Source organism: Dyella sp. (assembly GCF_035508675.1).
Lineage (GTDB): Bacteria > Pseudomonadota > Gammaproteobacteria > Xanthomonadales > Rhodanobacteraceae > Dyella_B.
This window is the reverse complement of the sequence record NZ_DATJMN010000250.1, coordinates 1-20920: the sequence shown is the minus strand read 5'-3', so window position 1 is coordinate 20920 and position 20920 is coordinate 1. Positions and strand designations below refer to the sequence as shown.

Here is a 20920-nt window from a genome sequence, read left to right as displayed (position 1 = left end):
CGTAGCTGTCGCTGGACAATAGATAAAGTTGCGGCCCGTAGCGGCCGCCGTGCATGTCTTTCATGGTGGTTTCTCCACACGCTTAGGTCACGCCGCGTGTTGCGCGCGGCGTGAAGGGCTTTCAGGAAAATCCTGCTCGCTGTGTCGGAATCAGCTGCTTCCGTTTTGACGAATGCCCACTTTGGCTCGACGTCGCGCAGTCTGCGCGGCGGTGAAGTAGGGGAAATGCACCAGGGTGGGGGCACGAAGGTGTGCGGGTGCCGTATGATCGAGGGTAACCATTGTCAACTCTCACTAAGTTGGTTGTGGCCAGCGGATCGTTTGAGCGTCAACTCCGGCGATCCGCGCTTACTTCACTCATGTCGGGCGTGTCGCGGTCATCTCACTGGATGGGCACGCCCGACAGCCGCACCTTCGCATAAAACATGCTTTGTCATCTGTCAGCGGCGGGTGCTTTGATGCGTTGGTGAATGCCTACGTGATGCAGGTAAAAGCGGGGGGACGCGGCATCCACGCGACTGGACCAACCAGCGTCATCACGATTCAACGCCTTTGAAGAAGATGGCTTTTTTATGATCGGCGCGCACCATGTCGGCTTCCGCCGAAGCGCTTTACAACAGCGAAGCTGGTCAATGACGACACGCCTTCCCTGGTTGCCAGTCGTGCGGTCTTCCCTACTTTTTAGCCACGACAGGACGGCTTCCCACCCATCAGCGCAGCAGCTCGCTGGCAGGTTCATCGTTGGAATCTCGTGGCACCAGCTCCCCGCGAAAGGCCCTAAGCGCTGGACTGCTCATTATCGGGCGATGCTGTCGCTTCCCAATTCTGCACGGCGCTGAGCTTCAAGGCAGTGCTACGCTGTTCTTCCAGCGAATGGACTTCAACTTGGGGAATGGCGTGAGGCTACTGACCGCGCGAAACACGATTTGGCTCTTGGCACTTTGTCTTGGCTTTCTACCCCAACTCGGTTGGGCCGAACGTCCGGCATGTTTAGCCACCTGGATCGCCGCAGGGCAAATGACCGTCACGCCGGCACAGGTCATCGGAAAGCCGCAGGAGCGTCTCACCCTCCTCGGTAGTCACCCCAGCGATGATCGTGATGCCGTGAAATCCAATCCGGACGACGGCTACCTCATTACGGGCGACAAGATCGACCTCGTGACGACATGCGATGGTTTTGCCTATGTCCGCTTCCATGGCCCCAAGCGGGTATCGACTGGCTGGGTGGATGGGAGACGTATCAAGACGACCGCGGCGGAACGCAGCATCTTGCCGTCCAATGCCGCGATGCTGTGCAAGGCTGCACAGGACACCATGAATCACGGCACATCGTTGACCTCACCACCCTTAACGAACGTGGATGACAAGTTGCTTGCCAAGATGGGCCTGGCGTCGGGTTGGAACGGCTCGCCGACACAGATCGCCCATGTCGTCGTCGACGGCAGACCAATGGTGGTCAGCGTGGTTGATTCCGGTGGAACCAGTCATGACACGGAAGTGTATGTGCTCAGCAATGATTTGAAGAGCCGGCTATCACCGCCCGACAGGGATGATCGCGATGTGGAGAATACGGGTGCGGACGACTGGGCTTTTGGCGTGAGTGAAGAAGTGGTCATGGTGCTCGGGCAACCCATGATGCATAGCTGGGATCGAAGCAACACCGGTAACGAGCATCTGTCGGTCATCGACAGGGATGGCGACATTATTCCTACTTGCGAAATGTATGCCCAGTCGATGAACCAGCGAAAGATCTTGTCGAGTACCAACGATCGTGTTTGCCATGCGTTCCTCGATGATCGATTGAATGCTTTATCGATGCATCAAGCTGCGCACGGTGAGTCGCTCGCGCTGAGCCATCCACCGGAGAACTATGTCAAGGAACCCGTCAAGCTGCATCCGACCGACGCCAAAGGTACGACGCTGCATTTTCATAACAACGAGCGCGCTTCGGAGGTCCGATATTCGCTTGAAGGTGTTGGAGACGTCGACCTCGACAATACCGGGAATGCGCAGCGCGTTGGCCTCGTCTCCTTTTTCGACGGCGATTCGACAGCGGGCGATGGCACTTACAGCGATGGGCAGCTGTTCCCCGTATATTTTGACAAAAATGGCATCGCCGACCTTTCCTCCCATGCCAATCAAAAGCTAATCCAATTGCTTCCCCACGGTATACAAAACGCAAAAATCGTAACCATGGATGGCGTCACCTATCTCGAGCTGACATCCGATGCCGTGCCAGAAGACTCAGGCCAGATCTGGAAAATCACCCCCACAGGAGCCGACAAGGTTTGCGGACTCCAGCTTTGGCACACCGTGGAGCTGGTGCGCCCGATCACTCACTGACCAAGCAAGGCTCGCGGATGCGCCCAAACCTTGGTTCAAGTTGCAGCCGACAACGGTGGTATCCGCACTATCTATTCTCAGGCAATGCTACTTTCCGCGGTCGTGCCATGGGTTGATCAAACTATCCCTAGCGAACCGAATCTGACGGGGTTATAGGCGGCGCTTCTTGCGCGATCTCACGCAATGTCAACCAACCGGTTGGGCTGCTTTTATCCTGAACATAGATAACCATCGAGCGCCCCCTGCCTATGGATGGCGCCCCGCCGTTCTTCGGCGTTGTCTTGATTGAAAAAATGACGGTCTGTATCGCGATATTTCCAACGAAACAGGTGTTTTCGACGGTGTTTTCAACGAATTCCACTTTCGTTTGCTTGAACCAATCCCTTGCCCCCTTTTCCACGGCGTCCCGCCCTACTAAAACGTTATTTCCGCCGAAGTATTTGATGACATTCGGACTATGCAGCCGCCCCACCATGGCGGCATCACCCCTGCTGAAGGCGTCCCTGATGGCAGCGGTGGCCTTATCCAGTGATTGCCTCAACGTCGCTGAATCGGGGTCGCATTGCGCATGGGCATTGATCGAAAAAAACATGGCAATAAACATCAGAAATGTCGTTTTCATATGATTCTCCGTCGAAGAAATCATGGTTTTGTCGCTGCCCGAGATCGCGTTGGCGGCCGCGTGAAATGGAACATAGCGCAAGCATCTTGTCGTCGGCAGGGCTTCCGAAAAATTTCCCCGGACAGCAGTGGGCGAAAGGCCGGAATCCATGCTTCGGATTGACGATGGACTCCGGCCTTCGCCGGAGTGACGATTCGCTCTGAAATAACACTGGCGAAAACTTCAGCTTTTTTTGCAGGCGTAGCAGGCAAAAAAAGTGGGGATACCTCAGGTGCTGACCCGTTTCCTCACGCCGATCAACCCCCGCGCTGTGCCGCTTGGAGAGCTGCCCACTCACGCACCGCCTGCGTGAACAACCGAAGCGCAACAGGCGGGTGTCGGTTCTGGGGATAGTAGAGGCATACGCCTGGCATCGAAGGACTCCACTCGGGTAGCACGTGAACCAGCCGGCCCGATGCGAGGTGCTCTTCCACCTGGTAGTCCGGCAACCAGGCGATGCCGATACCGGCAAGCGCTGCATCCACCATCAGGTTGGTGTTGCCCAGGGTCATGGGGCCATCGACATCCATGTCGTAATGCGTGTCGTGTCGTTGAAGGTTCCAGCGGTAGAGCGCACCGCTGAGGAACCGAAAGCGGATGCACCGGTGCTTCGCCAAGTCTTGCGGCACGCTCGGTGCTTGGTGGCGCGAGAGATACGCCGGCGATGCCACGGCGACGAAATGCAGATCGGATCCGAACCGGACGGCAACCATGTCGCGCGGCACATCGTCGAACAGTCGAACGCCTGCATCAAACCCGTCGGCCACGATGTCCACCATCCGCGTGTCCACCACCACTTCGACATGGATACCGGGATAGGTCGACAAGAACTGCGGGAGCACATGCTGGATCAGCGGCTTGGCCCCGGATTCGGCCGCGCTGATCCGGATCGAACCCGATGGCCGGTCGCGATCCGAGCCGACTTCGTTGATCGCATCATCCAGATCCGCCATGGCGGGCTGCACACGACGTAGCAGGCGCTCCCCCACTTCCGTCAAACCCACTGACCGGGTCGTCCGGTTGAACAGGCGCGCATCCAACCTCGCCTCCAGGTTGCGGATCGCATGGCTCAAGGCGGACGGCGAAACCCCCAACTGGCGCGCGGCGGCACGGAAGCTTCGCTGCTCCGCGATGGCGATGAACGCGGTGAGTTCAGACAGGCCAGCGCGCCGCATAGGTGAATTTTCCTCAGTAGCTTGTGCAGGATTTGGCTAATTGTTGAGCCTTTTACATCAGACTACCATGCCTCGATGCAACGCCACGGGTCGCTCTGGCTACGCCGCGACCTCCCCTGGCTCGACGTTTTCGATGGGAGACGAACATGCAAAAGCGACAACTTGGAAACAGCGGATTGGAGGTCTCAGCCATCGGCCTAGGCTGCATGGGGCTGAGCTTCGGGTACGGGCCGGCTACCGAAAAGTCGGCCGGCATCGGCCTGATCCGGGCGGCCTACGAAAAGGGGGTCACCTTCTTCGACACCGCCGAATGCTACGGGCCCTTCGTCAACGAAGAACTGGTGGGTGAAGCGCTCGCTCCCATTCGCGACCAGGTGGTGATCGCTACCAAATTCGGCTTTCAGGACGGAGATTCAAAGCAACCGCTGGACAGCCGGCCGGAGCGCATCCGCGCCGTCGCCGAGGCATCGCTGCGCCGTTTGCAGACCGATCGCATTGACCTGTTCTACCAGCATCGCGTGGATCCGGCGGTGCCGATGGAGGACGTGGCAGGCACGGTTCGGGATTTGATCCAGGAAGGCAAGGTCAAGCACTTTGGGTTATCCGAAGCCAGCGCCAAATCCATTCGCCGCGCGCACGCCGTGCAGCCGGTGGCGGCGCTGCAAAGCGAGTATTCGCTGTGGTGGCGCGAGCCGGAACAAACCGTGCTCCCAACGCTCGAGGAACTGGGCATTGGCTTTGTGCCATTCAGCCCGCTCGGCAAAGGTTTTCTGACGGGTGCCATCAGCGAGACCACCTCCTTCGACAAGAACGATTTCCGCAACGTGGTGCCGCGCTTTTCCGAAGCGAACCGCAAAGCCAACGCACATCTCGTCGAGGTGCTCGGCCAGATAGCCGATGGCAAAGGGGTGACGCGCGCGCAGATCGCGCTGGCCTGGCTGCTGGCCCAGAAGCCCTGGATCGTGCCGATTCCGGGAACGACCAAGCTGCAGCGGCTGGAAGAGAACATAAACGCCGCGACGGTGGTGTTGTCAGCCAAGGATCTGTCGGCCATCGAAACCGCGCTGCATCAGATCAAGGTGGTGGGTGAGCGCTACCCGGCCCACATCCAGCAGCGCGTCGATCGCTGATCGTCATCGGCAGCCTCACGTGCACTCTTTTAAAAATTTCGAATACGGAACACATGCATGAATACCAACATCGAGGGCAAGGTCATCGTCATCACCGGCGCAAGCAGCGGCCTGGGCGAGGCGACTGCCCGCTATCTGAGTGCGCGCGGCGCCATCGTCGCGCTGGGGGCACGGCGCCAGGATCGTATTCAAGCGCTGGCGGATGACCTGGTTCACGCGGGCGGCAAGGCCATCGCGCTCGCCACCGATGTCACGCGCCACGAACAGGTTCAGGCAATGGTCGATATGGCCGTCCAAACTTTCGGGCGCGTGGACGTGCTGATCAACAACGCCGGACTGATGCCGCACTCGCCACTCGAACGGCTCAAGATCGAGGACTGGAATCAGACCATCGATGTCAACATCAAGGGGGTGTTGTATGGCATCGCCGCCGTGCTGCCTTATATGAAGCAGCAAAAGAGTGGCCACGTCATCAACGTGTCGTCCGTGGCGGGGCGCACCGTGCGCCCGGGTAGCGCCGTGTATGCAGCTACCAAGAGCGCGGTGTTGATGCTGTCCGAAGGCTTGCGTCAGGAAGTGAAGCCTTACGATATCCGCACGACGGTGATCTCACCCGGCGCCATCGCCACCGATCTTCCCAACAGCGTCACCGAACCGGATGTCGCCGGCCATATCAAGAAGTTCTATGCGCAATACGCTATTCCGGCCGAGTCATTCGCGCGGGCGGTTGCGTTTGCGATCAGCCAGCCGCCGGATGTCGATGTGAACGAGATTGTCTTCCGGCCCACGCGCCAGGAGGGCTGAGAAGCGCGCAACCGATACCGCACGACGTCACGATCTGCGCGCAGGATAACGACGATCAGTGGTTGCTCTTCAGCCGCGTCAAATCGGCCTTGAAGGCGGTGGCCCATGTGCGGCCGCCGTCCTGGGAGTAGGCAATTTCATAGCGATGCGAATTGGGCGTGATGTTTGACCAAACGCCGCGTACCAGCATCGTGCGGCCCTTGTAGACGGTCGTGCCGTAAAACTCGCCCCGACCATCTTTGAAGCTGCCGATGGTCGGCGCTTCCATCTCTCCGGAGTCGCCGTCGACGTAAGTCTGGCTCCATTGCCCGGCTTTTTTGTTGTAGACGAAAAGCGTTGCGCCTTCCCAATGTCCGTTGGGGCCGTCGGCTTCGATTTCTTCGAGCCAGGCGCGGCCATTCCAAACCGGCCTTGCCGTCTTCGTACCATCCATGACGACCGTGTGGGTGCCGCCCTCGAATGGGTCGAGCACTTGCGTGGCATGGGTATGCCAAACGCCGCGGCAGAAGTCGAAATCATGCGAGCCGTCCCGAGGCGTCTGGGCTCCCGCAGCCAAAGATACACCGGCAAGAACGCCAGCAAGCATCATTGCACGCAGCCAATTCCACATCATTGCAGTCTCCGCATCAGCAACCTGGCACCAGACTTTAGGCAAAGCCCCTCGCCGCAGAGGGGCCAATCGGGGAAATTTCGCGTGGGCCATTTTGCCGGGCGGCCGCTACAGCGCGCGACGCAATGCCTTCAGGCCTTGCTCGATACCGTTGAGGTCGACGGCGCCGTAGCCGAAAACCAGGCCTTCCGATGTGGGCGTGCCGAAGAAATAGCGTTCGAAGGTGTGCAGATGCACGTTCGATTCCAATAATCGCGAGGTGACGCGCTGCAGCCGCTTGGCTTGCGTCGCAAACGCCGCCACGTGCATGCCGTAGTGCGACTGCATGGGCGACAGCTCGGCCGGGAAATCCGTGCGGAGTATGGCTTCGACAAGATCCCGGCGCTTTTTATAGACATCGCGGAGCTTGCGTACGTGTCGCGCCAGGTGTCCCTCTGCGATGAAACGGGCCACCGCCATTTGCGTCAGCGTCGGGCAATGCCAATCGAGGCAGTTCTTGGCCATGGTCAGTGCCGGCATCGCCCACTGCGGCGCGACGATGAATCCCAAACGCAGCGCGGGCAGCATGCATTTGGAGAAGGTGCCGACGTAGAACACGTCATCGGCCGTCGCCGTGGATCGCAGCGCCTGCAGTGGCGTGCCGTCGTAGCGGAATTCACCGTCATAGTCGTCCTCGACGATCACGGCGCCATGCTTGCGCGCAAAGCCAAGCAGCGCCGCCCGCCGTGACGCGGACATGGATACACCCAGCGGGAACTGGTGGGACGGGCACACGCAGACGATCTGCACTGGCGTCGGCAGCGCCTCGACCACCAGCCCTTCCGCGTCCACCGGCACCGGCACGATCTTCGCACCCGCAGCGAGAAATGCCGCGCGCATCGGCGGATAGCCTGGATCTTCAATGGCAACCGTCGTAACGCCCGGGGTTACCAGTACCCGGGCGAGCACGTCGAACGCCTGCTGCGCCCCGGCGGTCACCAGCACATCGTCGGGCTCGCACACCACCGCGCGCGAGATGCCGACGTGTGTCGCGATCGCCGCACGCAGCGGGTAATGACCCTGGTTGCCCTGCGGGCTCTTGAAGGCGGGCGGTTTCAATTCCATGCGCCGGAGCTGCTTGGCGCTGACGCGGCGAAATAGGTCGAATGGGAATAACCGCGGATCGACCAGGGCGGGCCGGAAATCCAGGAATGCAGCCGCGCTTGGCACGCTTGCGCGCGAACTGTCGTGCCAGAAGTTGAGCGCCTGCAGCAGCTCGGGCCGCGACCACTGCGCATTCAGGCGTGGATCGGGTGTGTGTCGTGCCGGAAAACGTTCGCGCGATGAACGGCTTTGCTTCGGCGCCACATACGTTCCCGAGCCTTGCCGAGGCTGTACGAGTCCCTCGATCGCCAGCTTCGCGTACGCCCGCGCCACCGTGTTTCTGGAGACGCCAAAAAAGATCGCCGACTGGCGTTCCACCGGGAGTTTGGACCCGGCAACCAGCCGGCCATCGAGAATGGCGGCACGCAGTTGCGTGTAGACGGATTGCGCTGATCGACGGCTTCCGCTGGGGGGTGGCTCGAAAGCGATTTCGAACAGGTTGCTCGTAGCTTCTCCATCGTTGGCCACGACTTTTTCCTCTGGCGTAAAGAAAGCGCGCGAACATCATCGCGACATGAACGGTGACATGCGAATCACGACGTTGGGGTTCGGCTGCGCCTCACCACCAACCTACGAGGCAGTTCCCGCATGAGATGCCTGAGCCTATCAATAGATTTCCCCGGAAGGCATTTATGATTTTCACCAGTACAAGCGAAGGGCCGGTCTTTGCACGTGCTTTGCCGGGCAATACCCTCGCCTACGGCTTGCACCGGCGACGATCCGCTGAGCATGATAGGGAAGTCAGAGACAACCATTCCCGCAACGAAGCCCCGCGCTGCCAAAGTGAAGACCTCGTCCATGCTCACTGTATTCATGCGTACACGCTGCATCCTTCCCGCGCTCGCTATCGCACTCGCCGCCACGGCCGTCTCGGCTGCCGACTCGCCGCCTACCGTCACCACCATCGCCGGCAAGCTTTCGGGCGTTCACGACAGCAAGACCGGCTTGAACGAATTCAAGGGCATTCCGTATGCCGCGCCGCCGGTGGGGCCATTGCGTTGGAAGCCGCCGCAACCCGCCGCCGCATGGACCGGCGTACGGCAGGCCGATCGTTTCGGGCCGCGTTGCATGCAACGGCCCATTTACAGCGACATGATGTTCCGCTCCAACGGCGTGAGCGAAGACTGCTTGTATCTCAACGTATGGACCCCGGCGCATGGCTCGAACGCGAAGCTGCCGGTGCTGGTGTACTTCTATGGCGGCGGCTTCCAGGCCGGTGACGGCTCCGAGCTTCGTTACGACGGCGCCAGTCTTGCGCAGCGCGGCATCGTGACCGTCACCATCAGCTATCGCTTGAACGTATTCGGGTTCCTGGCGTTGCCGGAGCTCGCGGCCGAATCGCCGGAGCACGCAACCGGCAACTACGGCTTGCTCGACCAGACTGCGGCCTTGCGCTGGGTTCGCGACAACATCGCTGCGTTTGGCGGTGATCCGGATCAGGTCACCATCGGCGGGGAATCGGCCGGTTCCATGTCGGTATCGGCGCAGATGGCCTCGCCCTTGTCGAAGGGATTGATGCAGCGTGCGATAGGCGAAAGTGGCTCGGTGCTCGGCAATCTCAAGCCCAGGCCGTTGGCGCTTGCCGAGCAGCAGGGCCAGGACTTTGCGAAGCGGGTCGGCGCGCACTCGCTGGCGCAGTTGCGGGCCATGAATGCCCAGGTATTGCTCGACGCCACTGGCGACAAGGATGTGCCGGAGTTCATGCCCACCATCGATGGCTATTTCTTTCCCCGTTCGCCGGAGGCCGTCTACCAGGCCGGCGAGCAAGCGCATATTCCGCTGCTGGTGGGCTCCAATTCGCAGGAAGGCGATTACCGCAACTTCCTCGACAACAAGCCACCTACGCCGGCCAACTATCGCGCCGCCATGGAAAAGCGCTTCGGCAAGCATGCGGCCGAAGCCTTGAAGCTTTATCCCGGCAACACCGAAGCGGAAGTCAAGACTTCCGGCACCGCGTTCGCGGGTGATGATTTCATCGCCTTTGCAACTTGGCGCTGGATGGACATGCAGCACAAGACCGGGCAAGCGCCGGTTTATGACTACTATTTCACCCGGGCGCGGCCGGCGAAGCGCGATGGCAGTGCCGGCCCGGATGCGGGAGCGGTGCATAGCGGCGAGATCGAGTATGCGCTGGGCAATCTGTCCACCAATCATGTCTTCGCCTGGACGGCGGCCGACCAGCATGTGTCGCAGATCATGGAGGGGTACTGGGCCAATTTCATCAAGACCGGCAACCCCAATGGGGCCGGCTTGCCGAATTGGCCGGCGGTTGCGAGCAAGGATGGCGGCTTGCTGCGGCAGGTGATCGGCGTGGATACGCACACCAGTGTGGACCATAACGCGGCGCGGTATCAGTTTATGCAACGGGTTGATCCCGATGCGCATCTTTGATGCCCTTTTGCTCAGCCCCTTTTTGACGCACCAACCAGCATGGCGCCGATATGCAACAACCCTGCGCGAACATAGCGGTAGATCAGCAGGGTGATGACCGCCATGACTGAGCCGACGATGCTCGGCAGCACACCGCCAAACGTGTAGGCCATGCCGAGCACAAATCCCAGCAGATATTCGGCGCGATAAATCGGCGCGAGCAGCGCGACCACAAACAGCGATTCGAACATGCTGCTGGTCACCTGCTCGTTGCCGAGCGTAAAGAAGACCGACAGCAATACGCCAAAAAGCACCGCGCTGATAAAACCGATCAGCGCGTAGCGCTTGGCGGCATCGCCCTGCATACCCACGCGCTTTTGCACACGGCCGAGCAGCAACCACGTCATCGCGGGAAGCAACAAACCGCCCCACCCGTTCGAAAACGCCGGCATGTCGGCGCGATCCAGAAGGTGATGGCTGGGCACGCCGCCGTGCAGGTGCTGCCAGAGCAGAAACAGCCATTCGGCAACCGCTACCGCGGCTGTCGATGCAACACGTGTGCGCAAAAATCGCCGGTCGTTCATCGCGCCCCCGCCACATGCGTCGCTACGCACAAGAGAAACATACTCGAGCCGATCATCACGACGGCACAGCACGGAACACAGTGCCATTCGTCACCGGGATCAGCCCGGCTCTGTTTGAGCGGATCCGCTTGCTGTCCGGACAACGCGGACAAACGTCCGCGGACACCGTGATATCCGCTGCCGGGTTTCAGCAAATGGCTTTCCCATGCGGCTTTTCAGGGGTGGACACACTTGGCACGAGCCTTGCCATATCTATCTTGCAAAGCTCATTCACTCACGGAGAACCGCCATGAAATTCGAAACCCTGATGCTGCACAGCCTGTTTGCCGCCTGCCTGGTGATCTGCGTTTCGACGCTGGGTTCGATGCTCATCTGAATCCGCTCGACCCGGGAACAAGCAAGACATCGCAAGCAGCTCGGCCGCTGCGCGCCGTCGAGCGGCACTTGCAAGTCTGTTGAATTCGCATAGTTTCAGCCTCTTCAGTAACCCGCAGCGGACTTGGCTGCAATGGCACTAACTTAAGCGTGTATCTCGACGCTTGTAGTGATGTGCCCCCTCCCCTGCGAAGTAGGGGAGGGGGGCAAATCGCGGCAAGCGATGGAGCAATGACGCTTAAGTTAGTGCTATTGGACTTGACTGGAGAACGCATGAAGATGCTGATGCTTGCACTCGCACTGACCCTCGCAACGGGCAGCGTTGTTGCGGAAGACACCTCCGCTGCCAGGATCGATGCCGTCTTCGCACCCGCCGCGACGGCCGACGCGCCCGGTTGCGCGGTCGGTGTGCAGTTGGGTAACGCCCCTCCCATGCGGCGTGCCTACGGCATGGCCGATCTGGAGCATGCGGTGCCCATCAGCGTGGATACCGTGTTCGAAGCGGGCTCGGTGAGCAAGCAGTTCACCGCGGCGGCGGCGCTTATCCTGGTGGGCGAGGGCCGGCTTTCGCTCGCCGACGACATTCGCAAATACCTTCCTGAGCTGCCGGATTACGGGCATCCCATCACCATCGCCGAGCTGCTGGGACACACCAGCGGGCTGCGCGACTGGGGCGATATCGAAGCGATCGCCGGTTGGCCGAGAACCGAGCGGGTGTACGACATGGCCGACGTGCTGCAGATCACCGCACGCCAGCGTGCGTTGAATTTCACGCCCGGTACGGCGTGGTCGTATACCAACACGGGCTTCAATTTGCTGGCGCTGATCGTGCAGCGGGTGAGCGGCACGTCGTTTGTGGATTTCACGCGCGAGCATTTGTTTGCGCCGCTCGGCATGACGCATACGCAATGGCGCGACGATTTTCGGCGTGTCGTGCGCAATCGGGCCATTGCCTATCACCGCGTATCGGCGGGTGTGTATGAGCAGATGATGCCGTTTGAAGATACATATGGACACGCCGCGCTGCTGACCACCGTCGGTGACCTACTGCGCTGGAACGAGGCGCTGAACGAGGGGCGCCTCGGTGCCTTCGTCACCAAGGCCATGCAGACACGCACGCTGTTGTCGAACGGGCAGCCCACGGTCTATGCGCGGGGACTGTTCTTGCGCTACTACCACGGCATGCGCGAGATATCCCATGACGGCGCCACGGCGGGCTATCGGGCGTGGCTGGGCCGCTATCCCGAGCAGCATTTGTCCATGGCCATTCTGTGCAACGCGGACGACGCCATTCCTTCCAACTACGCCCATGCCTTGGCCGATGCGTACCTGCCTGGCGCAAAGCCCGAAGCCACGATCTATACGTCCGCGCCACCGGCAAGCCTGGCAGGCGTGTATGCCAGCGCGCGCGATGGCGTGCCGCTACGTTTGACCTTGCACGACCATCGCTTGCAGACCGACAACGGCCTCATCGTCAAAATGGGGCCGCGTGGAACATTAGCGCTTGAACATGCCAATGGCCTCATCGCCTCGACCGGCGCCGTACTTCCCGACGGCCGCCTGCGCCTGGACGCCGAAGGGGATACGACGTTCTACGTTCGCGAGCCGGCGTATGCGCCCACCCCGGCTGATCTCGCACACATCGCCGGCCGTTTTCACAACGACGAAGTCCCGGTCACGTATCAGGTGACCGCCGTGACTGGTGGCCTGCAGGTGGTGGCGGAAGGGCGCCCCGGCAAACGCCGGCTGTTCCTGCCTGCTTACCCCGATGCGTTCATCTCGGGCGACGTGATGCTGCGCCCCATGCGTGATGCCGATGGGCAGGTGACGGGGATTCGCATCTCCGATGACCGTGTTTGGAATCTGCCGTTCGATCGTGTGCGTTGATTTGCGTTACCACGACTCGCTTCGAAGCAGCACATAGGCCGGGATGAAATCCCGGCTTTTAGCGGGCATCTGGATCATCGCGACAAACGGTGCCCTCCCCTGCGAAGCAGGGGAGGGCTAGGGTGGGGTGCGAGCGTAGCGAGCGGCGGGAGCCGACCCTCGCCTCCATACCCTTCCTCAGGAAATTCAGCGGTGTGCTAAAGCCCAAGCAACCCCACCCAAACCCCAATGCTCCGAACTTAAGGTCACGGCGCGATCCCTCGTAGGTTGGCGGTGAGGCGACGCCAAACCCCAACATCGCCATCTGCACGGCAAGGTTCGCGCACGCTCTCCACCCACCTACGCGCTTCGATTCTGGCTTAAGGGGTGGCACCAACTTGAGCCATAAAGTTTGTTGTTCGCGGAGATCTGCTCCCTCCCCTGCGGCAGTAGGGGAGGGTTGGGGTGGGGTTGCTTGGGCTTTAGCGTACAGCTGAATTTCCTGAGAAAAGTATGGAGGCGATAGTTGGCTCCCGCCGCTCGCTGCGCTCGCACCCCACCCTAGCCCTCCCCTACTTCGCAGGGGAGGGGACGTATCCTGGCGAGCGAGAGGTACACGCTATCGAGGCGTGTAGGTTGGTGGTGAGCGTATGCGAACCCCAGCGTCGCCATGCAGGTGGATCGCGATGTTGGGGTTCGCATACGCTCACCGCGAACCTACGAGGAATCACGCTACGTCCTTAAGTTCGGAGCACTGACCCCAACCCTCCCCCCGGATCAAGTCCGGGGCAGGCTCTACTGCCGCAGGGGAGGGAGTGCATCGTGGCGAGAATCAAGTTGTACCGACTTGTCACGCTGTTGGACGAATCGCGGGCAATTTATAGAAGTGCCCTTAAGTCTTGGCCTTCGACTTGTTCAAGGCGACCGCGTCGCGAATGAGCGCCTTCAACGCCTTCTCGTTGATTTTCTCGCCTTCGTGAAAATCGATGGCGCGCCGGGTATTGCCATCGAGGCTGGCGTTGAAAAGCTGCGCAGGATCGGGCAACGATGCCCCTTTGGCGAAGGTCATCTTCACCGCATTCTTGTAGGTCTCGCCGGTGCAGATCATGCCTTCGTGGTACCACACCGGAACACCGCGCCATTTCCATTCCTCGATGATGTTGGGTTCGGCTTGCTTGATCAGGCTGCGGAGCCGGGCAAGCATCTGGCCCCGCCAATCGCCCAGCTCTTCGATTCTTGCGTCGATCAGTTGAGAAGGAGATTTGCTGCTCTGCAACGCGCTTTTTGCCATGTCCGTCTCTCCTTGGGCCGGATCACATCGTTCAGCCAGGGGCAAAATGGTCGCCCACGGCAGGCATGAAGTCGAGCTTTTAGACCCTGCGTGGCCTCCTCACTGCTCAGCATTCCGTCGATGGCGCTCAATCACCCAAAGGCGATGACGCGAGATACCGCTTCCACGCGCGACATGCGCATGACCTGACCAATACGGTTCATCGGTGACGCGTTCCATCCATTGCGCGGCTTTGCACTCAACCGTCCCTATCTGGGAGCCGGTCGGACTCAAGCCGGCTTGCGAAGCATCGGCAAGGCGTAGGCACGCATGTTGCATCGTTTTTGAATTGCATCAGCATATCTGGCAAGCCGCTACCGAATTCTTGCTTATGAACAACACCTTGATCCTCCCCGCATCCAACGATACTGGCCGCGGCAGCCTTGCCTGCGTCGGCCTGGGCATGACGCTCGGCTCCCACCTCACGCCACTGGCACGCAGCCATATCGAGCGTGCCGACGTGGTATTTGCGGCGCTTTCCGATGCGGTCGTGGAGAAGTGGCTGCAGCGCATGCATCCGGACGTGCGCAGCCTGCAGCCCTACTACAAGGAGGGCAAGTCGCGGCTGAAAACCTACAAAGAGTGGGTCGCACTGATGCTGACCGAGGTACGTGCGGGCAAGCGTGTCTGCGGCGTGTTTTACGGCCACCCCGGCATCTTTGCCTGGTCGCCGCACAAGGCGATCGAGCAGGCTCGCGCGGAGGGCTATGAAGCACATATGGAGCCGGGCATTTCCGCCGAGGATTGCCTGTATGCCGACCTGGGCATCGACCCGGGCCGGTTCGGTTGCCAGCATTTCGAGGCCAGCCAGCTGCTGTTCTACGAGCGGCGCATCGACCCTGCCGGCTACCTGGTGCTATGGCAGGTCGGACTGGTCGGCGATTGGTCGCTGGGGCGTTTCCAGACCGGGCCGGCGTATCGGCAGGTGCTGGTGGACCGGCTGAGCCAGGACTATCCGCTCGATCATGAGGTGATCGTCTACCGGGGCGCCACGCTGCCGATCGAGAAGCCGCGCATTCGTCGCGTGGTCCTGCGCAACCTGCCCGACATCGCGTTGACCGCCGAGGAGACGGTGATACTGCCCCCGGCCGAAACCTTGAAGGCGAACCTTGCCATGCGGGAGCGGCTGGACGCATTGGATAGGCTGGAAAAGGCGGGCATGACGGCCGAGGACTAGCGTAGCCTCGCCAGGGAACGATCTTTGCTTGAACCGCGTCCGTTGGGAAAATGCTGCCGCCCATGTACGCGCCGCCATCATCAGGCGTAATAATGGCCTGTATGAGGGGTCTTGAATAAGGGCAGCAAGGCACTCGCGTGCCGCTATTCAGCGGCACCATAAGCACTATATAAAGAAACAGGGGAAAGCCACATGACAGACACGATCGATTTGCTGGAGGCCATTGGCCAGGATGCTTCGCTACGCTATGCGTCGACTGAAGCATTGACCCACGTGCTTGAGGAAGCAAAAGCATCCGCGGCACTCACTGCAGCAGTGGCTTTTGGCGAGAACTCTCGCTTGCTCGAAGAGTTCGGATATAAGCTGAAGGAAACAAATCACGCTACCAATAATCCTGGTCGCGAGGAAGAGCCTGATAAAGAACAACCGCTCGACGTTCCGCTTCCCGGTAAAACCCCACTACCGTCCGGAGAATAGGGGATAGCATATGTCTGCGTTGCCACGTCACATCTGCGTATGGTCTGCCATCGTAGCCGTGGCGTGGGGCCTACTTGTGCATCCCGCATACGCCAGCAGCAGCATAACGGACCCTGCAAAACTCCTCGCCCAGGCTGACAGTGTGCGCGCGAAACATCGTGCGCAATTTCTGCAAATCATGGCGCAATTGCACCGCGAAGCTTCCTCTCTTTCGGAGAGCGAGCAATGGTACCTGCGCTACCTCGACGCATGGAACGCGGAGTTCGAAGGTAACTATGCCAAAGCCGAGCTGGGGCTTCGCCAAATTATCGACCGTTCGGGAGACCAGAATCTGGCTGCCAGGGCGTCATCGCTTCTGGTGAAACGCCTGTCGACTAATCGGCATTACATGGAGGCTTTTGCGCTGGCCAATCACCTTGCTTCCATCCTGCCAGGGATCAAGGACCCGAGAACACGCTTCGAACTGTTGACCGATTTATCAGAGACTCTGGATTTCGCCGGTCAAACCGATCTGGCAATCCAGTACGCGCGTATGGCGCAGGACGCCCTTCCGCCCGGGGAAACAGAATGCCTTCCTCTCGTGTTGGAAGCTACAGCACTCCTGAAAGCCAATAGGCTGACCTCAACTAGTTCATTGCTGCATCAAGCCAACAACGTTTGTACTGCCTCGCGGAAAACAGTCCTCGCCAATATCACGTGGCTTACGTTGGCCACCCTCTACACGCAGGAAAACCACGCAAACAAAGCCATAGCGCTGCTTGATCAGATCGCCCCAGCCGTCCGCGGCACCGACTATTACTATGACCTGCTGTCCTTTCAGGTGGAGCGCGCACAAGCTTATCTCCGGCTGAACAATATCAGCGAAGCAAAAGAAGCCGCGTTGGCTGCGCTGGCGATGCGCCACCCTGATGACACCGGCGACTGGATAATGGACGACTACGAGGTGCTCTACGAAATCGAAAAGAAACAACGCCATGAAGCCGCCGCACTGATCTATCACGAACGCTACTCCGCGCTGGAAAAGAGCCACCTCGACGATCTCCACGCGCGCGCGCTGGCCTACGACATGACCGAGCAACATCTGCTTGTACAGAAAATGCAGGCCGATGACCTGAGCAAGCAGAATGACGTCCTTCAGTTGCAGCAAGCGCTGGCCAGCAAGGCCGTCGAAACCAGCCGGCTGTATATCGCCCTGCTGTCGCTCTTGCTGATATCCGTCGTGGCATGGATGTTCCGGCTAAAGCGCTCGCAGCTCCGCTTCAAGGAGCTGTCCAGCCTGGACGGGCTTACCGGCATCTTCAACCACCAGCATTTCATGGGCGAGGCTGATCGCACGCTCCATCAGTTGGAGAAACGGCGCGGTATCGCCTGCCTGATCGCCATCGACCTCGACCACTTCAAGCAGATCAACGATACGCATGGCCACGCGTTTGGCGATATCGTGCTGACGCGCACGGTGACCATCTGCCGGCAACACCTGCGCCCGCAGGATTTGTTCGGCCGGCTCGGTGGCGAGGAATTCTGCGTCCTGCTGCCCGATTGCCGCCGCGACCAGGGCATGGCGATTGCCGATCACATCCGCGCCGCACTCGAAGCGGCCCTGATCGAGACCGACGTTGGTGTCATAGCGTTTTCCGCCAGCCTTGGTGTGGCGTGTACCGATGCCTGTGGCTATGACCTGTCCTGCTTGTGCCGCGATGCCGATGCGGCGCTCTACAGGGCGAAGCGCGGCGGACGCAATCGGGTGATGGCAACAGCGGATATCCAGGACAGTTATTTGAAGCGTGCCGGATAAATTCATGCCTCTATGCAAGCTCCGCTTTCTTAAAAACCCTCATCGCTATTCTGAAAACGGGCATTGACACATGACTGGGCTTTTGCCCCGCATCGGCTTGGGGGCTGCCTTGGTGGCGGTCGCATGGTGCTTGGCATGGTGCTTGGCCATACAACCTGTTTACGCCGCTAACTCCATAACAGACCCTGCCAAGTTCCTCGATGAGACTGAAAGTCTGCGCCTGAAAGATCATCCGCGATATGTGCAGATGCTGGCGCAGATCCACCACGATGCCCCTCCCCTGTCCGAACATGAGCAATGGCATCTGCGTTATCTCGACACGTGGGAAGCCATGTACGAGGGGGAATATCCCAAAGCCGAGCCGGAGCTTCACCAAATTATCGATCATTCGGGTGACCCTGTGCTGGTCACCAATGCATCGACCCTTTTTTTAAAGATCCTGTTTACCTATCGACGCTACGCAGAAGCATTTGCGTTGGCCAATCACTTAGCGTCCACTCTGCCCGAGGTGAAGAATCCAGAAATACGTTATGCGCTGCTGGTAACGTTGTCTCAGATGCATGATTTTTCCAATCAGTTCGATTTAGCGCTCCAATACGCACGAATGGCGGAGCATGCCACTCCCCCTGGGACGACTTTATGCCTTCCCCTTATGTTGCAAGCGGGGGCGCTTTACAACAGCAAACGGCTGACGTCGACCAGTCCGGAGTTACATCGGGCCATTGATGTCTGCACTGCTGACCACCAACCAGTTCTCACCAGTGCTCTATGGCTCTATTTGGTCAGCATCTACCTGGATGAAGGCCAGCCAGCCAAAGCCTTGGCCTTGCTCAACCGCGTCGCTCCAACTATTCAAGCAAACCATTATTACGAACACATGCTGTCGTCCAGGGTTCATCGCGCGCAGATCTATCTCGCATTAGGTGATCTGGCTAAGGCAAAAAGCGCCGCAATGGACGCCTTGGCCATAAGCCAGCCAAGTGACACCAGCACGTGGCTGATGAATGACTACGAAGTGCTCTACGAGATCGAAAAGAAGCAACGACACGAAACCGCCGCGCTCGTCTACCACGAACGCTACTCTGATCTGGTAAAGAGCCATCTCGACGATCTCCACGCGCGCGCGCTGGCGTACGATATGGCCGAGCAACATCTGCTTGTGCAAAACATGCAGGCCGATGAGCTGAGTAAACAGAACCACATCCTGCAGTTGAAGCAGGTCCTGGCGACCAAGGCCGTCGAAACCAGCCGGCTGTACATCACCCTGCTCTCGCTGTTATTGATATCCGTGGTGGCATGGATGTTCCGGCTCAAGCGCTCGCAGCTTCGCTTCAAGGAGCTGTCCAGCCTGGACGCGCTTACCGGCATCTTCAACCATCAGCATTTCAAGGGTGAGGCTGATCGCGCGCTCCATCAATTGGAGAAACGGCGTGGCGTCGCCTGCCTGATCGCCATCGACCTGGATCACTTCAAGCAGATCAACGACACCAATGGCCACGCGCTCGGCGATATCGTGCTGAAACGCACCGTGACCATCTGCCGGCAACATCTGCGCCCGCAGGATTTGTTCGGCCGGCTCGGTGGCGAGGAGTTCCGCATCCTGCTGCCGAATTGTCACCGTGACCAGGGCATAGCAATGGCCGAACACATCCGCACCGCGCTGGAAGCTGCCTTGATCGAGACCGACGGTGGCGCCATAACGTTTTCCGCCAGCCTTGGCGTGGCTTGTACCGATACGTGCGGATATGACTTGCACAGCTTGTGCCGCGATGCCGGTGCGGCACTCCATCGGGCGAAACAGAGTGGGCGCAATCAAGTAATGGCGGAAGACGCCCAGGATGGTCATCTCAGGCGGGCTACGAGATAAATCCGCGCCCGCTATGCATGCCGGCAATTGTAGGCTGGGATGAAATCCCAGCGTCGTCGCACATGTGAATGCTGGGATTACATCCCAGCCTATGAAACTGCTCCCGGCCGAAACCTTGAACGCGAACCTGGCGATGCAGGAGCGGTTGGATGCGTTGGATAGGTTGGAAAAGGCGGGTATAACGGCCGAGGCCTAGCGCAGCCTCGCCAGGGAACGATCTTTGCTTGAACCGCGTCCGTTGGGAAAATGCTGACACCTATGTACGCGCCGCCATCATCAGGCGTAATAATGACCTGCATGAGGGGTTTTGAATAAGGGCAGCAAGGCACTCGCGTGCCGCCATTCAGCCGCACCAAAAACACACTACATAGAAACAGGAGGAAGTCATATGACGGGCACGATCGACTTGCTTGAGGCCATTGGCCAGGATGCCTCGCTGCGTTATGCGTCGGCTGAAGCATTGACCCATGTACTTGAGCAAGCAAATGCATCCGCGGCGCTCACTGCGGCGGTGGCATTTGGCGAGAGCTCTCGCTTGTTCGAAGAGTTCGGGTCGACGCGGAATCAAACAACACAAGGCAATAATCATCCCGGTCGCGAGGAAGCACCTGATGAAGAACAGCCACTCGAGGTTCCAGTTCCCGGTAAAGCCCCATCCCCATCCGGGGAATAGGCGCTAACGCATGATTGTGTTGCTGCGCCGCATCTGCTTATGGTTTGCCATAGTGGCCATAACATGGTGCTTCGCCGTGCAGCCAGGATCCGCAGCCGGTCCTAGGGAGGATCCCACAAAACTCCTTGCTCAAGCTGACAGCCTGCGCGCGAGACATCGCGCGCAGTTCCTCCTAATCATGGCCCAGCTCCACCGCGAGACTGCTGTCCTTTCGGAGAAGGAACTGTGGTATCTGCGTTACCTCGATGCGTGGGATACGGCGTTCAACGGTAACTTTACAAAAGCTGAAAAAGGGCTTCGTCAAGTTATCGACCATTCTGGGGATTCGATATTGGCTACCAGAGCATCATCACTTCTCGTCAAACTTCTGTCGACAAATCGCCACTATGAAGAAGCTTTTACGCTGGCCAATCACCTTGCTTCCATCTTGCCAGGGATCAAGGACCCGAGGACACGCTTCGAAGTGTTGACGGATTTGTCGGTATCGCTGAGTTTTGCGGACCAAATCGACCCGGCAATCCAATACGCACGTATGGCGAA

The 20920-nt window shown here is 59.5% G+C and carries 16 protein-coding genes and 1 pseudogene; 11 read left to right on the top strand and 6 right to left on the bottom strand.

What is annotated here, in order from left to right:
• The first annotated feature begins 897 nt into the window (after positions 1-897).
• Positions 898-2343, top strand: a complete 1446-nt coding sequence (locus VMA74_RS13225) for a hypothetical protein (RefSeq protein WP_325367678.1) — start codon at positions 898-900, stop codon at positions 2341-2343.
• A gap of 127 nt (positions 2344-2470) precedes the next feature.
• On the opposite strand, the gene VMA74_RS13220 is transcribed toward VMA74_RS13225, so the two are convergent.
• Together VMA74_RS13220 and VMA74_RS13215 are read right to left on the bottom strand one after the other, a co-directional pair.
• Complete coding sequence (locus VMA74_RS13220) at positions 2471-3115, bottom strand: nuclear transport factor 2 family protein (RefSeq protein WP_325367676.1); 645 nt, start codon at positions 3113-3115, stop codon at positions 2471-2473.
• Positions 3116-3261: 146 nt separating this feature from the next.
• Positions 3262-4179, bottom strand: coding sequence for a LysR family transcriptional regulator (locus VMA74_RS13215; RefSeq protein WP_325367674.1), 918 nt, complete (start codon positions 4177-4179; stop codon positions 3262-3264).
• 146 nt (positions 4180-4325) lie between these two features.
• On the opposite strand from VMA74_RS13215, the gene VMA74_RS13210 reads away from it, so the two are divergent.
• Entirely contained in the window at positions 4326-5309 is a 984-nt protein-coding gene (locus VMA74_RS13210; protein WP_325367672.1) for an aldo/keto reductase, read from the top strand.
• A 57-nt stretch (positions 5310-5366) separates the two neighbouring features.
• Positions 5367-6113, top strand: coding sequence for an SDR family oxidoreductase (locus VMA74_RS13205; RefSeq protein WP_325367671.1), 747 nt, complete (start codon positions 5367-5369; stop codon positions 6111-6113).
• Positions 6114-6168: 55 nt separating this feature from the next.
• Here VMA74_RS13205 and VMA74_RS13200 read toward each other — a convergent pair whose 3' ends face one another.
• Together VMA74_RS13200 and VMA74_RS13195 are read right to left on the bottom strand one after the other, a co-directional pair.
• Positions 6169-6726 (bottom strand): hypothetical protein, encoded by a 558-nt coding sequence (locus tag VMA74_RS13200; RefSeq protein ID WP_325367669.1) that lies wholly within the window; start codon positions 6724-6726, stop codon positions 6169-6171.
• 105 nt (positions 6727-6831) lie between these two features.
• On the bottom strand, positions 6832-8334 hold the full coding sequence (locus tag VMA74_RS13195; RefSeq protein WP_325367667.1) for a PLP-dependent aminotransferase family protein: 1503 nt from the start codon (positions 8332-8334) through the stop codon (positions 6832-6834).
• Between the two features lie 330 nt (positions 8335-8664).
• On the opposite strand from VMA74_RS13195, the gene VMA74_RS13190 reads away from it, so the two are divergent.
• Positions 8665-10257, top strand: a complete 1593-nt coding sequence (locus VMA74_RS13190; protein ID WP_325367665.1) for a carboxylesterase/lipase family protein — start codon at positions 8665-8667, stop codon at positions 10255-10257.
• Positions 10258-10268: 11 nt separating this feature from the next.
• Here the strand turns inward: VMA74_RS13190 and VMA74_RS13185 are convergent, their stop codons facing one another.
• Positions 10269-10820 (bottom strand): hypothetical protein, encoded by a 552-nt coding sequence (locus VMA74_RS13185; protein WP_325367663.1) that lies wholly within the window; start codon positions 10818-10820, stop codon positions 10269-10271.
• 648 nt (positions 10821-11468) lie between these two features.
• Here VMA74_RS13185 and VMA74_RS13180 point away from each other — a divergent pair.
• The gene (locus VMA74_RS13180; protein ID WP_325367661.1) at positions 11469-13082 is read left to right on the top strand and encodes a serine hydrolase domain-containing protein; all 1614 of its coding nucleotides are present in this window, start codon (positions 11469-11471) and stop codon (positions 13080-13082) included.
• Positions 13083-13953: 871 nt separating this feature from the next.
• On the opposite strand, the gene VMA74_RS13175 is transcribed toward VMA74_RS13180, so the two are convergent.
• Positions 13954-14352: a DUF1801 domain-containing protein gene (locus VMA74_RS13175; RefSeq protein ID WP_325367659.1), complete on the bottom strand. Its 399-nt coding sequence runs from the start codon at positions 14350-14352 to the stop codon at positions 13954-13956.
• 370 nt (positions 14353-14722) lie between these two features.
• Between VMA74_RS13175 and VMA74_RS13170 the strand changes: the two genes are divergently transcribed.
• The 6 genes and pseudogenes from VMA74_RS13170 to VMA74_RS13145 form a co-directional block, all read left to right on the top strand.
• Positions 14723-15568 carry an SAM-dependent methyltransferase gene (locus VMA74_RS13170; protein WP_325367657.1) on the top strand — a complete coding sequence of 282 codons (846 nt, stop codon included), beginning with the start codon at positions 14723-14725 and terminating at the stop codon, positions 15566-15568.
• Positions 15569-15760: 192 nt separating this feature from the next.
• Positions 15761-16045 carry a hypothetical protein gene (locus VMA74_RS13165; protein ID WP_325367655.1) on the top strand — a complete coding sequence of 95 codons (285 nt, stop codon included), beginning with the start codon at positions 15761-15763 and terminating at the stop codon, positions 16043-16045.
• Between the two features lie 10 nt (positions 16046-16055).
• A complete protein-coding gene (locus VMA74_RS13160; protein ID WP_325367653.1) occupies positions 16056-17840 on the top strand; it encodes a GGDEF domain-containing protein in 1785 nt (594 codons plus the stop codon).
• 70 nt (positions 17841-17910) lie between these two features.
• Positions 17911-19707, top strand: coding sequence for a diguanylate cyclase (locus VMA74_RS13155; protein WP_325367651.1), 1797 nt, complete (start codon positions 17911-17913; stop codon positions 19705-19707).
• A 388-nt stretch (positions 19708-20095) separates the two neighbouring features.
• Positions 20096-20380, top strand: a complete 285-nt coding sequence (locus tag VMA74_RS13150; RefSeq protein WP_325367649.1) for a hypothetical protein — start codon at positions 20096-20098, stop codon at positions 20378-20380.
• Between the two features lie 10 nt (positions 20381-20390).
• Positions 20391-20920: pseudogene (locus VMA74_RS13145) on the top strand (GGDEF domain-containing protein); the annotation flags it as partial.